This is a genomic window from Kitasatospora sp. NPDC051853 (assembly GCF_044452665.1).
Taxonomy (GTDB): Bacteria; Actinomycetota; Actinomycetes; order Streptomycetales; family Streptomycetaceae; genus Kitasatospora.
This window is the reverse complement of the sequence record NZ_JBITBY010000016.1, coordinates 97,837-110,584: the sequence shown is the minus strand read 5'-3', so window position 1 is coordinate 110,584 and position 12,748 is coordinate 97,837. Positions and strand designations below refer to the sequence as shown.

Annotated in this window: 11 protein-coding genes; 4 read left to right on the top strand and 7 right to left on the bottom strand. The window is 75.8% G+C overall.

Going from position 1 to position 12,748, the window contains the following annotated elements; translation table 11 throughout:
• Positions 1 to 30: 30 nt before the first annotated feature.
• On the top strand, positions 31 to 2,868 hold the full coding sequence (locus tag ACIA8O_RS35705; RefSeq protein WP_396298202.1) for an ATP-binding protein: 2,838 nt from the start codon (positions 31 to 33) through the stop codon (positions 2,866 to 2,868).
• 7 nt (positions 2,869 to 2,875) lie between these two features.
• Here ACIA8O_RS35705 and ACIA8O_RS35700 read toward each other — a convergent pair whose 3' ends face one another.
• The 5 genes from ACIA8O_RS35700 to ACIA8O_RS35680 form a co-directional block, all read right to left on the bottom strand.
• Entirely contained in the window at positions 2,876 to 3,484 is a 609-nt protein-coding gene (locus tag ACIA8O_RS35700; protein ID WP_396298201.1) for a NeuD/PglB/VioB family sugar acetyltransferase, read from the bottom strand.
• Between the two features lie 127 nt (positions 3,485 to 3,611).
• Entirely contained in the window at positions 3,612 to 4,259 is a 648-nt protein-coding gene (locus tag ACIA8O_RS35695) for a sugar transferase (RefSeq protein ID WP_396298200.1), read from the bottom strand.
• 37 nt (positions 4,260 to 4,296) lie between these two features.
• A complete protein-coding gene (locus ACIA8O_RS35690) occupies positions 4,297 to 5,469 on the bottom strand; it encodes a glycosyltransferase family 4 protein (RefSeq protein WP_396298199.1) in 1,173 nt (390 codons plus the stop codon).
• Complete coding sequence (locus ACIA8O_RS35685) at positions 5,462 to 6,247, bottom strand: polysaccharide deacetylase family protein (protein WP_396298198.1); 786 nt, start codon at positions 6,245 to 6,247, stop codon at positions 5,462 to 5,464. The genes ACIA8O_RS35690 and ACIA8O_RS35685 overlap by 8 nt, the downstream gene beginning before the upstream one ends.
• Positions 6,248 to 6,508: 261 nt before the next feature.
• Positions 6,509 to 6,769, bottom strand: coding sequence for a hypothetical protein (locus ACIA8O_RS35680; RefSeq protein ID WP_396298197.1), 261 nt, complete (start codon positions 6,767 to 6,769; stop codon positions 6,509 to 6,511).
• A 445-nt stretch (positions 6,770 to 7,214) separates the two neighbouring features.
• Here ACIA8O_RS35680 and ACIA8O_RS35675 point away from each other — a divergent pair, with 445 nt between their 5' ends.
• Both ACIA8O_RS35675 and ACIA8O_RS35670 read left to right on the top strand, forming a co-directional pair.
• Entirely contained in the window at positions 7,215 to 8,228 is a 1,014-nt protein-coding gene (locus ACIA8O_RS35675) for a polysaccharide deacetylase family protein (RefSeq protein ID WP_396298196.1), read from the top strand.
• 218 nt (positions 8,229 to 8,446) lie between these two features.
• A complete protein-coding gene (locus ACIA8O_RS35670) occupies positions 8,447 to 9,286 on the top strand; it encodes a pentapeptide repeat-containing protein (protein WP_396298266.1) in 840 nt (279 codons plus the stop codon).
• Between the two features lie 22 nt (positions 9,287 to 9,308).
• On the opposite strand, the gene aspS is transcribed toward ACIA8O_RS35670, so the two are convergent.
• A complete protein-coding gene (aspS, locus tag ACIA8O_RS35665; protein WP_396298195.1) occupies positions 9,309 to 10,637 on the bottom strand; it encodes an aspartate--tRNA(Asn) ligase in 1,329 nt (442 codons plus the stop codon).
• Between the two features lie 330 nt (positions 10,638 to 10,967).
• Positions 10,968 to 11,741, bottom strand: a complete 774-nt coding sequence (locus tag ACIA8O_RS35660) for a glutamate racemase (RefSeq protein WP_396298194.1) — start codon at positions 11,739 to 11,741, stop codon at positions 10,968 to 10,970.
• A gap of 130 nt (positions 11,742 to 11,871) precedes the next feature.
• Here ACIA8O_RS35660 and ACIA8O_RS35655 point away from each other — a divergent pair, with 130 nt between their 5' ends.
• Positions 11,872 to 12,747, top strand: coding sequence for an alpha/beta fold hydrolase (locus ACIA8O_RS35655; RefSeq protein WP_396298193.1), 876 nt, complete (start codon positions 11,872 to 11,874; stop codon positions 12,745 to 12,747).
• The last annotated feature ends 1 nt before the right edge of the window (position 12,748 follow it).

Below are 12,748 nucleotides of genomic sequence, written 5' to 3'. Positions count from 1 at the left end.
GGCCCGAGACTATGCCGTCCGGGGGTGTGCATGGACTCCCACCCGTCCCCGGAGGGCGTGCGGAACCTGATCGGCGGTCAGGCCTCGATCGGGACGGTGATCCAGTCCGGCACGATCGAGCAGGTCACCCTGGCGGCCCGGGCCGAGCCGCGGACCGCTCTGAACGGGCTGCCGCGGCGCGGGCGGGTGTTCGTCGGGCGGGAGGCGGAGCTCGGCCGGCTGATGGAGCTGCTCCGTCCGGAGCCGTCCATCCCGGCAGAGCCCGGGGCCGCGGTGGGCTCACCGGTCAGCCCTTCCGCCGGATCGGGTCCGGGTCCGGGGTCGGATGCGCTGGAGGAGCTCGCCGCCCGGCACGGGCTGTCGGCCTGGGCCCCGCCCGCCCCGGGGCCGGACGGCCGCCGGACCGAGTGGCGGATCACCCGGGCCGACGGCACCTTCGGTCCGGTCCCCGGGAACCTGCGGCTGCTCGCGCGCCGGAGCCCCTCCGGGCAGATGCTGCCGCTGCCCTACGCCTACCTGGAGGAGCCACGGCCCGTGGAGCCGGGGCCGGACCTGCCCGAGGCGGAACCGGGCCCGGCCACCGTGGTGGTGATCAGCGGTCCGGGCGGGGTGGGCACCACCGAACTCGCCCTGCAGGCCGCTCACCTGGCCCAGGAGCGGGGCGACTTTCCCGGCGGCGTGCTGCACGTCGACCTCCGGGGCCACCGGCCGGACGGCCGGGTGGAGCCCGGCACGGCGCTCGGCACGCTGTTGGAGGCGCTCGGCGTCCCCGAGGCCGAGCAGCCCGCCGGGCTGCCGGAGCGCGCGCAGCTCTACCGCTCGCTGCTGGCCGCGCGGGAGGGCGCGGTGCTGGTGGTGCTCGACGACGCGGCCGCCGTGCCCCAGGTGCTCCCGCTGCTGCCGGGCGATCCGCGGACCCGCGTCCTGGTCACCTCCCGGCACTCGCTCGGTCTGCCCGGCGCCGAGGTGGTCGAGCTGGCCGCCCTCGGCCGCACCGCCGCGCTGGAGGCGCTGCGGCTGCACGTCCGGACCTCCGGTCCGCGCGAGGGCCACCGGCAGCGGGGCCGCCGGGACGGCCGCTTCGGGCGGGAGCCGGAGGCGGCCGAGGCGCTCGCCGTCCAGTGCGGGCGGCTGCCGTTGGCCCTGCGGATGGTCGGGGCGCTGCTCGCGGAGGACCCGGAGCTGACGCTCGCCGAGCTGGCCGGGGAGCTGGCCGACCGGCGGACGGCGTTGGACGGCATCGCCGACCAGGAGCGGACCCTGCGGGCGGTCATCGACCTGTCGTACCGTCACCTGCCGGCCGACCAGGCCCGGCTGCTGCGGCTGATGGCGCTGGCGCCGTTCCCGCTCACCACCGACGCCGCCACCGCGCTGGGCGGCGGGTCCGAGCGGACCACCCGCCGCCTGCTGCGCGGCCTGGTCCGGGCCCATCTGGTGACCGGCAGCGGCGGCGGGCAGGGGCACTGGGAACTGCCCGAGCTGATCCGGCTGTTCCTGGAGGGGCTGCCCGCCGAGCCCGCCGAGCCCGCGGACGACGAACCCGCCGGGCCTGCGGACGGGGAGGCCGCCCAGGCCCGGATTCGGCTGCTGCTGTTGTACGAGGGCCGCACCCGGGCCGCCGTCGAGGACCTGTTCGCGACCGGTCCCCGGGGCGCCCGGTCGGTGGCGGTCCGGCAGGCCCAGGCGCTGAACTGGTTGGACCAGGTCCTCCCCGAGGCCGTCCTGCTGGCCGCCGACGAGGGCCCGGCGGACCTGCGGATGCTGCTCTGCCACCACCTGGAGCGGTACCTGGAGCGCCGTCACCTGCCGGACACCGGGCTGCTGGTGGCCGAGACCCTGGTGGCGCTGACCCTGGAGCTGGCGGGGACCGGGCCGAGGCCGGAGCTGGCGGAGCAGCTGCCCCGGATGGTCCGGGACGCGTACTGCTCGCTGGGCTCGGCCCTGCTGGCGGTCCGTCAGCCCCGGGCCGCGGCGGCCTGTTTCGAGGAGGCCGCGGAGCGGGCCCGCTCCGACGGGGACGTCCGGGACGAGGCGCTGGCGCTCTCCGGGGTGAGCCGGGCCCTGGCCGGTCAGGACCGCGGGGAGGAGGCGGTGACCGCACTGCGGCGGGCTCTCGCCCTGCTGGACGGCCCGCCGGAGTGGGCTCCGGAGCGGGACGCCCTCCGGCTGGCGCTCGGCCGGGCCCTGCTGCGGGAGGGCGACGCCGAGGGCGCGCTCGCCGAGTGGCGGCGGGTGGCGGAGCCCGGGGCCTCGGCCGAGGTGGACCGGGAAGTGGCGCGGGCGCTGCTCGCGCTCGACCGGGCGCCCGAGGCGGTCGCGCTGCTGCGCGGGGTGCTCCGGCTCGACACCGAGGCGGAGCAGGTGTTCCGGGCCACCTCGACCCGGCTCGCACTGGGCGAGGCCCTGCTGGCGGCCGGGGAGGCGGCCGAGGCCGTCTCGGTGCTGCGGGTCGTCGAACTGGCGGGTGCCATGAACGAGGACCACTGGCTGGTCGCCCGTTCCTGGCGGTGGCTGGCCGCGGCCCACCGGGAGCTCGGCGAACCGGACCGGGCCCGTGAACTCCTCCGGCACGCGGTCGCGCTGGCCCGGCGGACCGACGACGCCGAGCTGCTGGTGGAGATCGGCAACGCCCGGCAGGTCGCGGAGGAGCCGGCGGAGGCGGCGGAGGCCTGGCGGCTGGCGGTGGACTGCCTGGTGCGCGCGGGCGACCTGCCCGGGGCCCGCTCGGTGCTCGGCCAGGCGGCCGACGCGCTGGAGCGGCTGGACGGCCGCCCCGAGCTGCGGGAGCTGGTGTCGGAGCTGCGGGCCCGGGCGGCGGAGTTGGCCGAGCTGGAGCGCGGGCTCGCGGCGGAGGCCGGGGAGGCCTGACCGTCCGTCAGGCCCGGGGCGCCATCGGGCGGGCCGGGGAGCCGATCACGGTGGTGCGGTCCGGGACGTCCCGGGTGACCACGGCGGCGGCGCCGACGAAGGCCAGCCGGCCGAGCTTGCGGCCCTGGAGCACGACGGCGTTGCTGCCGACGGTGGCGCCCGGCTCGGCGTGCACGGAGCCGGAGACGTTGCCGCCCGGATAGACCGTCACCAGCTCGGTCAGCACGGTGTCGTGACCGACCGTCACGTTGTAGTGCACCTGGCTGTGCGGGCCGATCCGGACGTTGCTGGAGACGTACGCCCCGCCCATCACCAGGCAGCCCGGCCCGAGGGTGGTCTCCGGGCCGACGATCGCCCGCGGGTGCACCAGCGTGGCGGCCCGGCCGCCGAGGCCGTCCAGCACCGCGGCCAGCCGCTCCCGCACCCCGGGGTCGGCGATCCCGATCAGGTACGGCGCGCCGGCGGGCAGCTGACCGGGCGCCAGCACCGGCAGCCCGCGCACCGTACCGCCCTGCGCCCGGTCGTCCAGGAATCCGGCCACCGGCACTCCGGCGGCGAGGGCGGTGTCCAGCGCCTCGCGGCCGACGCCGCCGGCTCCGGCGATCCACAGGGTCATGAGGGTCCTCTCGGGGACGGGGCCGCCCGCGGCGGGGCGGTACGGGAGGGAAGCTACCGCCTGCGGCGGCGGAAAAGGAGCGTGCCCCGGTGCGCTGAGGGCACCGGGGCACGGGTGTGGCGGTGGGTCAGGAGGCTTCCTCGACCGGGATGCGCGGGGCGGTGGCCTGGCGGGGAAGGACGATGCGGGTCGTGGTGGTGACCGGGACGGGGAAGCCCGGGTTGACGCCGCCGGCGGCGGTGATGCCGGTGGGGCGCAGCAGCATGCGGGCGGTCATGGCGAGGATCCGGACGTCCAGCGCGAGGGAGCGCTCGGCGATGTACTCCAGGTCCAGCTCGATCCGCTCGGGCCAGGTGATGGAGTTGCGGCCCTTGACCTGGGCCCAGCCGGTGAGGCCGGGCCGGATGGCGAGACGGCCGCGCTGCCGCTCGGAGTAGTGGACGACCTGCTCGGGCAGGGTGGGCCGGGGCCCGATCACGCCCATGTCGCCGCGCACCACGTTCCACAGCTGCGGCAGCTCGTCGAGACTGGTCTTGCGGAGCAGGGCGCCGAGCCGGGTGATCCGGGGTGCGTCCGGCTCGTCGGGGTAGCGCATGTCGCGCATGGTGCGGAACTTGAGGATGCTGAACTCCCGGCCGGCCCGGCCGGTCCGGGTCTGGCGGAAGATCACCGGGCCGCCCATGGTGCAGCGGATCAGGATCGCGATCACCAGCCCCAGCGGGAGCGCGATGCTCCCGGCCAGCACGGTGACCACGAGGTCCCCCCCTCGTTTCATCTTCTTCTCCCCCAGCGGGTGTGGTGGTGAGGTGGCGTCAGCCGACCGGCCAGGCCAACCGCTTGGCTCTGGCCACCGCGGCGTAGGTCTCCAGCGAGACCCGCGCGACGGCGCGTTGGTCGAACGTGGCCAGGGCGCGGCGACGGGCGGCCGCGCCCAGCTGCTCACGCAGGTCCGGTTCGGTGAGGAGCCGGTCCAGCGCGGTGGTGAGGGCCCGGGCGTCGCCGGGCGGGGTGAGCAGCAGGTGCTCGCCGTGGGTGCCGATCTCGCGGCAGCCGCGGATGTCGCTCAGCACCATCGGCAAGCCGCTGGCGGCGGCCTCCATGGCGGAGCGGGAGAACCCCTCCCGGTAGGAGGGGAGTACGAAGACGTCGAGCGCGGCGTAGACCTGCGGCATGTCGGAGCGGCTGCCGAGGTACTCGACGCCCTTCTCCTCCTCGGCCAGCGCGTCCGGCTTGTCCGCGTCCTGCGGGCCGACCCAGACGAACCGGGCCTTCCCGGCCAGCGCGCGGGCCGCCTCGGCGTACTCGACGATGCCCTTCTCGGCCACCCGGCGGCCCACGCCGCCGACCAGCAGCTCGTCGTCCGCGACGCCGAGCGCGGCCCGGATCCGGGCCCGGGCCTCCGGGTCCTCGCCGAACCGGGAGAGGTCGACGCCGTTGCCCACCACCCGGGACCGGCGGGCCGGGACGGCGCGCGCCAGGGTCTCGCGGTCCTCGCCGTTCTGGTAGAGCTCGGCGTGCGAGAAGCGGGCCGCGAAGGCCTCGGCGCCGAGCACGAAGGCCCGCTTGGCGATCGGGTCGTGGGCCTGGGCCCAGAGGCCGTGGCAGGTGTTGACCACCACCGGGACCCCGGCCAGGCGGCCGAGGATCCGGCCCATCACGCCGGTCTTGGGGTTGTGGGTATGCAGCACGTCGGGCTCGATCCGGCGCAGCACCGCGAGCAGTTCGCGGGCGGCGGCCAGGTCGGCCTTCGGCTCCCAGGCGCGGGTCAGCGCGTGCAGCGGCTCGTGCCGGACGCCGATCGCGGTGAGCTGCTCGACGTAGGGGCCGGGGGCGCTGATGCCGTAGGTCTCGAAGCCGGCCTCCAGGTCCACCTTGAGCTCGGTGGCCAGCAGCAGCTGGAGGCTCATGTCGACGGTGGTGAGGTGGGCGACCCTCAGCGGGCGGCCGTGCGGGCCGCGCAGACGGGGTGACAGGGCGTCAGGCACGGGCGCCGACCGCCTTCGCGGTGGCCACGATCCGGGCGTAGGCCCGTTCGGGTATCAGCCGGCCGTAGAGCTTGGCCCGGTAGAAGTCGATCGGGTCGGTGCGGCGGACCGGCACCCGGCAGAACCGGGCCGGGTCGAAGCCGGGCAGGTTGCGGCCGACCTGGCCGGTGGCCGAGGTGCGGAAGCGGGCCCGCAGGGCGGCGTCCAGGTGCGGGACGGGCACGCCCCAGGTGTAGGCGAAGTGCTTCGGCCGGACGCCGAGGCGCTCCTCGATGTCGTCGTTGCACCCGTCCAGCTCGGCGGTGGAGAGCAGCTCGGGCCGGACGTGGGTGCGGGTGTGGTTGGCCACCGTGCACAGGCCGGAGGCGGTCAGCTCGCGCAGCTGGTCCCAGCTCAGCCCGGGCGCCCCGGTGTCCTTGGCGGTGGCGCCCTCCCACTTCATCGGGCCGCCGACCTGGCCGCTGGCCAGGTAGATGGTGAAGGGCAGCCCGCGCTCCTTCAGCAGCGGCCAGGCGTTCTCGTACACGTCGGCGAAGCCGTCGTCGAAGGTGATCACCGTGCTGGGGGTGCGGCGGCCGGCGGCGAGCCGGTCGGCGGCCTCGTCCAGCCCGACCACCCGGCCGGGCGGCAGCTCGGCCAGCAGGTCCACCTGGGCGGTGAAGTCGGCCGTTGTGACGTCGAGTTCGTCGCTGGAGCCGCCACCCACCCGGTGGTAGATCAGCACCGTGGCGCCCTCGCCGGGGACGGCCCCGGCCGCCCGGGCCAACTGCTGTTTCACCCTGCCCCGGATGCCTCCGGGCGCAGCCTTGCCCACCATCGTTCCCCCCTCGGCGCCACCCTCCCCGGCGGCGCAAGTGGCCTTGCGCCCGGCAGCGGTCGGCGGCCGGGCGAGCCCAGACTAGGGGGATGCGTGGGGCTGGTGCCGGGAACTTGTGAAAGAAAAGCGTAGATAGGCCGAAAATCGGCCGGTCCGATCAGAAGGCGGCACGGGCCGGCGCCGGAGGTGTCACGGTGTGGTGCCCGGGTGTCGCGTGTGGTGTCAGAGCGCGGTGTGACCGTGCGGGCACAGCCGGGCGACGGCGACCCGGGCCAGCAGCAGCACGCCGGTGGCCAGGCAGCCCGCCACCGCCATCACCCAGGCGGCGGGGCCGTCGCTCTCCGGGACCAGCACGGCGGTGACGATGCCCATGGCGATGCAGGCCGCGCCGACGGCGGTCAGCGCGAACTGGTGACGGTGCAGGGCGGCACCGCCGAACAGCCGGGCCACCGTGCCGCCATGATCACGTTCCGTCTCGCTCATGGCACCCAAGGTATACCCGTGGGACCGCGGACGGGAGCCGACGGAAGTCCCGGAACACGCTCCCGGCGCACTCCCGCACGCCCCCGGGAGCCCTCCGCGCGCTGCCGCGAAAACTTGCCGAAGGCCGTACAACCATCGGTGCCCGTCGGCCGTCTCCACTACATTGAACGATCCAGTAGAGCAGCACGCCGGGCAGTCCGGCACCCGGCGGGGCGCGCGTACGAGCAGCGTCCGAGACGTCACCGCCGGTTGCAGGTCCGTCCGGACAGCGATGCAGGCCGTCCGTGGCTCGGGTCGGGAGTCCCCACCACGGCCGGCCGGGCCGAGGGCGGCGCCGCCGCACCACGGCAGCCGGGGCACGCTCAGGGCGCCCCGGTGGTACCGCCACGCCGCACCGGCGACCGAGGGGGGCCCAGTGCCGCAGTCCGACACCACCGTCACCACCATGACCAGCCGTCCCATCGACCGCACACCGTCCGTGAGCGTCCCCGCCGTTCCCGCCACCACCACCGGCACCGACGGCCCCGAGGGCCCGGCCGACCGCGACCGCGGCGGCTGGCTGCGTTTCTCGCCCGCCCAACCGCTCTTCCGCGCCCGGGCCGCCCAGCGGCTCGCCGTGCTCGCCTACCACGGGGTCACCGACCCCGGCTCCTTCGGCGCCCAGCTCGACCGGCTGCGCCGGCTGGCCACCCCGGTCTCGCTCCAGGACGTCGAGCGCTCCATCGCCGAGGGGCGCCCGCTGCCGCCCCGCTCGGTGCTCATCACCTTCGACGACGCCGACCGCACCGTGCTCACCCACGCCCTGCCCGAGCTGAAGGCCCGTCGGATCCCCGCCGCCGCCTTCGTGATCGCCGAGCTGATCGGCACCGAGCGCCCGTTCTGGTGGCACGAGGCCGCCTTCCTGGCCCGCAACGGCGGCCAGGCCCGCTCCCTGCGCAGCCTGGCCCGGCCCGACCAGCTGCTCGCCCGGCTGAAGACCCTGCCCGACCCCGACCGGCGGCGCAGCCTGGCCGAGCTGCGGGTCAGCGCGCACCGGCGGCCGCCGGGGCAGCAGCAGCTCTCCCCCGCGGACCTGCGCGAGCTGAGGGACGGTCAGGTGGCGATCGGCAACCACACCCTGGGGCACCCCTGCCTCAGCCAGTGCGACGACGCCACCGTGGACGCCGAGATCACCGGCGCCCACCGGGCCCTCAGCGGTTGGCTCGGCGAGGCGCCCACCGCCTTCGCCTACCCCAACGGCGGCTACGACCCGCGCGCCGACACCCTGCTCCGCCAGCTCGGCTACCGCCTCGGTTTCCTCTCCGACCACCGCCTGGGGCCCCGGCTCCCCGAGCACCCGCTCCGGATCAGCCGCCTCCAGGTCGACTGCACCACCAGCGCCCGGCGCTTCGACACCATCCTCTCGGGGCTGGAGCCGGCGGTGCAGCGCCTCCGCGGCAGACCTGCGGTCGCCGAGTAACGGTAGGAGCTGCGCCTTCGGGGCGTACGTGGTTGCCCCGGGGGGCGCGAGGAACTGCGCGAGTCGGAAGGCAGCTCACCTGCAACTGAGGGCACGTCAGCCAGTTGCAGGTGCTGCCGTTCCCCCGCGCGCAGTTCCTCGCGCCCCCGGGGCAACCACGTACGTTCCCCGCGCCCCCAGAGGCATCCTCTCGGACCTGGGAGAATGGGGCGGTTGTCCTGTCCTCATTTCTTGCTGGGAGCACGTCCGTGGTGGCCGAGGGTCTTGAGCTGGTGTCCGACTGTGCGAGCTGTTTCGGGCTGTGCTGCGTGGCCCTGCCGTTCGCGAAGTCGGCGGACTTCGCGGTGAACAAGAGCGCCGGGACGCCGTGCCGGAACCTCCAGGAGGACTTCCGGTGCGGCATCCACACCAAGCTGCGCGGGTCGGGGTTCACCGGCTGCACCGTCTTCGACTGCCTCGGGGCGGGCCAGAAGGTCTCCCAGCTGACCTACGGCGGCCGCAGCTGGCGGGAGGACCCGTCGAGCGCCGCCGAGATGTTCGAGGTCTTCCCGGTGGTGCGGCAGCTGCACGAGCTGCTGCGGTACCTGACCGAGGCCGCCGCCCTCCCCCGGCTGGGCTCCGTCCGGGCCGAGCTGGAGGCGGAGCTGGCGGAGGTCGGCCGGCTGACCCGGGGGACGCCGGCCGAGGTGCTGGCGGTGGACGTGCCGACGGTCCGTCAGCGGGTGAGCGAGAAGCTGCTGCGCGCCAGTGAGCTGTACCGGGCCGCCGTACCCGGCAAGAAGCGCAACCACCGGGGGGCCGACCTGATCGGGGCCCGCCTGGCCGGGGCCGGGCTCCGGGGGGCCAACCTCCGCGGCGCGTACCTGATCGCGGCGGACCTGCGGAAGGCGGACCTGCGCGAGGCGGACCTGATCGGCGCCGACCTGCGGGACGCCAACCTGGCCGGGGCGGACCTGACGGGTGCACTCTTCCTGCTCCAGGCCCAGCTGAACGCGGCCCGGGGCGACGCCGCCACCACCCTGCCGGCCGGCCTGGAGCGCCCGGCCCACTGGGGCTGAGCGCTCCGGGCCGGGCGGCGGCTCAGGGGGTCAGCCGGTTCGGCCCGCGGAAGAGGAAGACCGCCTCGCGGATCGACTCCAGCCCCAGCATCACCATCAGCAGCCGGGCCAGCCCGGCGCCGAAGCCGCCGTGCGGCGGGCAGCCGAAGCGGAAGACGTCCAGGTACTCCCGCATGGGGCCGGTCTCCATCCCCTTCTCCGCCGCCTGCGCCAGCAGCACCTCGGAGCGGTGCTCGCGCTGGGCGCCGGTGGTGACCTCCAGCCCCTTCCAGAGCAGGTCGAAGCTGAGGGTGAGGTCGGGCCGCCCCTCGGGGCGCCGGTGGTAGAAGGGCCGGATCGCCGCCGGGTAGTGGGTGACGAAGAGGAACTCGTGGCCGAAGCGCTCGCGCGCGTACGCGGCGATCCGCCGCTCGCCGTCCGGGTCGAGGTCCTGCTTCTGGCCCTCCGGGTCCCAACCGCCGGCCCGCAGCACCTCCTGGGCCTCGGCCATGGTCAGCCGGGGGAACGGGACCTGAGGGACCACCACCTCCACGCCGAACACCTCCCGCACGGCCTCCCCGTGGGCCTCGGCGACCCGGCCGACCGCGTGGGCCAGCATCGCCTCCTCGAAGGCCATCACGTCCTCGACGCCGTCGGTCCAGGCCAGCTCGACGTCCAGGCCGGTGAACTCGGTGGCGTGCCGGGAGGTGTACGAGGGCTCGGCCCGGAAGACCGGGCCGATCTCCAGCACCCGGTCGATCCCGGCGGCCACCGCCATCTGCTTGTAGAACTGCGGCGACTGGGCCAGGTACGCGGAGCGGTCGAAGTACCCGAGGCGGAACACCTCGGCGCCGGACTCGGAGGCCGCGCCCATCAGCTTGGGGGTGTGCATCTCGGTGCAGCCCTCGGCCACCGCGTACTCGCGCACGGCCTGTTCGAAGGTGGTCTGCACGGCGAACAGCAGCTGGGCGGCGGCCCGGCGGCGGACGTCCAGGAAGCGCCAGTCGAGCCGCTGCTCGGGGCCGGTCCGGTCGTCCACGGGCAGCGGGGTCTCGGCCCGGTTGAGGACCTCGACGCGTTCGGGGACGATCTCCAGGCCGCCCAGCTTCACCTGGGGCGCCGTCACCACCCGGCCGGTGATCCGCACGGCGGACTCGGGGGTGAGGGAGTCGAGCAGGGCCTCCAGCTCGCCGCCGTCGCGGCGGTGGGTGACCTGGACCTGGCCGGTGTGGTCGCGCAGCACCAGGAACTGCATGGCGCGCTGGAGCCGGAGGGCGTGCACCCAGCCGGCGACCGTGACCCGGCCTTCGAGGCGGGTGGGGAGGTCCGTACAGAGGGTCCGGCCCGTGGTGGGGCTCGTGGGGTGGATCATCGCAGCCTCCGTGGCTGTCGTCATGATCCCTTGGGAGTGCGGGCGAGAAGGGTGCTCGCGGTACCACCGCACTTTCACCGCCCCGCGCGGGGGCGGCCTCGGATCGCCCGGTGACGGGGGCGGGCCGGCGGGGCATGGGGCCCTGACGGGCCGTTCCTCCCCGCACTCGGGAGGGTCTTCACCTCGGACGCGAGTCCGCCTTCACAGCTTCCGGCGGCTCTCTCTGCTCGCGTGGGGTCCTCGGCTACTCGTCTCCTTCGACGCGTTGCGACGAGGATAGGCACCGCCCCCGGCCCGTGCAAGGGAGTTCCCGAGGCATCTGACGCCAGGTCAGAGCGCCTGGGCCACCGCCGCCAGCAGCCGGCCCTCCGGGTAGGTCAGGGCGGCGGGCGGGAGGGCGGCGGTGCGGCCGGTGTGCAGCACCGTCAGGGTGCCGGAGCCCTCGGGGGTGCCGGCCGCGACCCGGCGCAGCGCCTGGGCGGCGACCGCGTCGGCCGAACCGTGGAAGAGCGGCTGCGAGCCGGCGGCGGCCACCGCGTCCCGGATCTGACCCTCCACCAGCTCGTAGTGGGTGCAGCCGAGCACCAGCACCTCCGTCCCCGCCGGGGTGCGGGAGGCCGCGTCGGCCACGGCGGCGGCGATGTCCGCCGCGTCGGCCCGCTCGACCGCGTCGGCCAGGCCGGGGCAGGCCACCTCGGCGATCTCGGCCGAGCCGCCGAACTCCCGGATCAGACCGCGCTGGTAGGGGCTGCCGGTGGTCGCGGGGGTGGCCCAGATCGCCACCCGGCCGCCCCGCGCGGCGGCCGGCTTGATCGCCGGGACGGTGCCGATCACCGGCAGCCGGGGCTCCAGCTCGGCGCGGATCACCTCCAGCGCGTGCACCGAGGCGGTGTTGCAGGCGACCACCAGGGCGTCCGGCTCCAGCTCGGCGGCGGCCCGCGCGCAGGCCAGCGCGTGCTCGCTGAGGTCCTCGGGCGTCCGGGGGCCCCAGGGCATCCCGTCCGGGTCGGAGGAGAGCACCAGGTCGGCGTCGGGGCGCAGCCGCCGCAGGGCCGCAGCCGCGGCGAGCAGGCCGATTCCGGAGTCCATCAGTGCGATCTTCACAGCTCACGACTCTACTGGACCGGCCGGGCCGTTCACCGGCCCTCCGCGGGCCTTCCCGGGCGCTCCGGGGCCCTTCCACGGTGCGGAACGGTGCTGGTGCGGTCCGGGCCGGTGTGTGAGGGTGCCTGCCATGCCTACGTTCAGCTCGTACGACGGGACCACGCTCCACTACGAACTGCTCGGCGGGGGGCCGCCCTTGCTGGTGCTCCCCGGCGGGCCCGGGACGGACCTGCGCTACCTGGGCGGGCTCGGCGGGCTGACGGACCGTCGGCGGCTGGTCCTGCTGGACCCCCGGGCCACCGGCCGCTCGGCGGTACCGGCCGACCGGGGCACGGTGGCCTTCACCGAGCAGGCCCGGGACGTCGAGGCGCTGCGCGTGCACCTGGGCCTGGAGCGGGTCGACCTGCTGGGGCACTCGGCCGGCTGCCTGATCGCCCAGGAGTACGCGGCCGCCCGTCCGGAGCGGGTGCGGCGGCTGGTGCTGGTCACCCCGGTGGGGCGGGCCGCCCGGGAGCCGGACGAGCGGGAGTTGGAGCGGCTGCGGGACGCGCGGGCGGGCGAGGCCTGGTACCCGGACGCGGCGGAGGCGTACCGGCTGATCGCCGAGGGCGGGCACACCGGTACCGAGGCGGCCGAGCTGGGGCGGCGGACCCACCCCTTCTCCTGGCACCACTGGGACGACTCCCGGCAGGCCGAGCACCGCCCCGAGCACGGCTCCCCGCACGCCTGGCTGCGCGCCGCCTACTACGCGGGCGCGGCCACCCCGGCGGACGAGCGGCAGCGGCTCGCCCGCCTGGCGGCGGTGCGGGTGCCGGTCCTGGTGGTGGCCGGCGCCTCGGACGGTCTGATCGGTACGGCACCGGCCCGCCTCGCCGCCGCCCTCTACCCGGACGCCCGGCTGGAACTGATGGACCGTTCGGGACACCGGCCGTGGGTGGAGGAGCCGGAGCGGTTCACGGAGCTGGTCTCGGACTTCCTCGCCCAGGGCCTGCCGCAGCAGACTTGAA

Excerpts from the sequence above, each read along its gene's own strand:
- ACIA8O_RS35705 (WP_396298202.1), top strand. The coding sequence starts at position 31 with ATGGACTCCCACCCGTCCCCGGAGGGCGTGCGGAACCTGATCGGCGGT.
- ACIA8O_RS35675 (WP_396298196.1), top strand. The coding sequence starts at position 7,215 with ATGACCAGCCGTCCCATCGACCGCACACCGTCCGTGAGCGTCCCCGCC.
- ACIA8O_RS35655 (WP_396298193.1), top strand. The coding sequence starts at position 11,872 with ATGCCTACGTTCAGCTCGTACGACGGGACCACGCTCCACTACGAACTG.
- ACIA8O_RS35695 (WP_396298200.1), bottom strand. The coding sequence starts at position 4,259 with ATGAAACGAGGGGGGGACCTCGTGGTCACCGTGCTGGCCGGGAGCATC.
- aspS (WP_396298195.1), bottom strand. The coding sequence starts at position 10,637 with ATGATCCACCCCACGAGCCCCACCACGGGCCGGACCCTCTGTACGGAC.
- ACIA8O_RS35700 (WP_396298201.1), bottom strand. The coding sequence starts at position 3,484 with ATGACCCTGTGGATCGCCGGAGCCGGCGGCGTCGGCCGCGAGGCGCTG.
- ACIA8O_RS35680 (WP_396298197.1), bottom strand. The coding sequence starts at position 6,769 with ATGAGCGAGACGGAACGTGATCATGGCGGCACGGTGGCCCGGCTGTTC.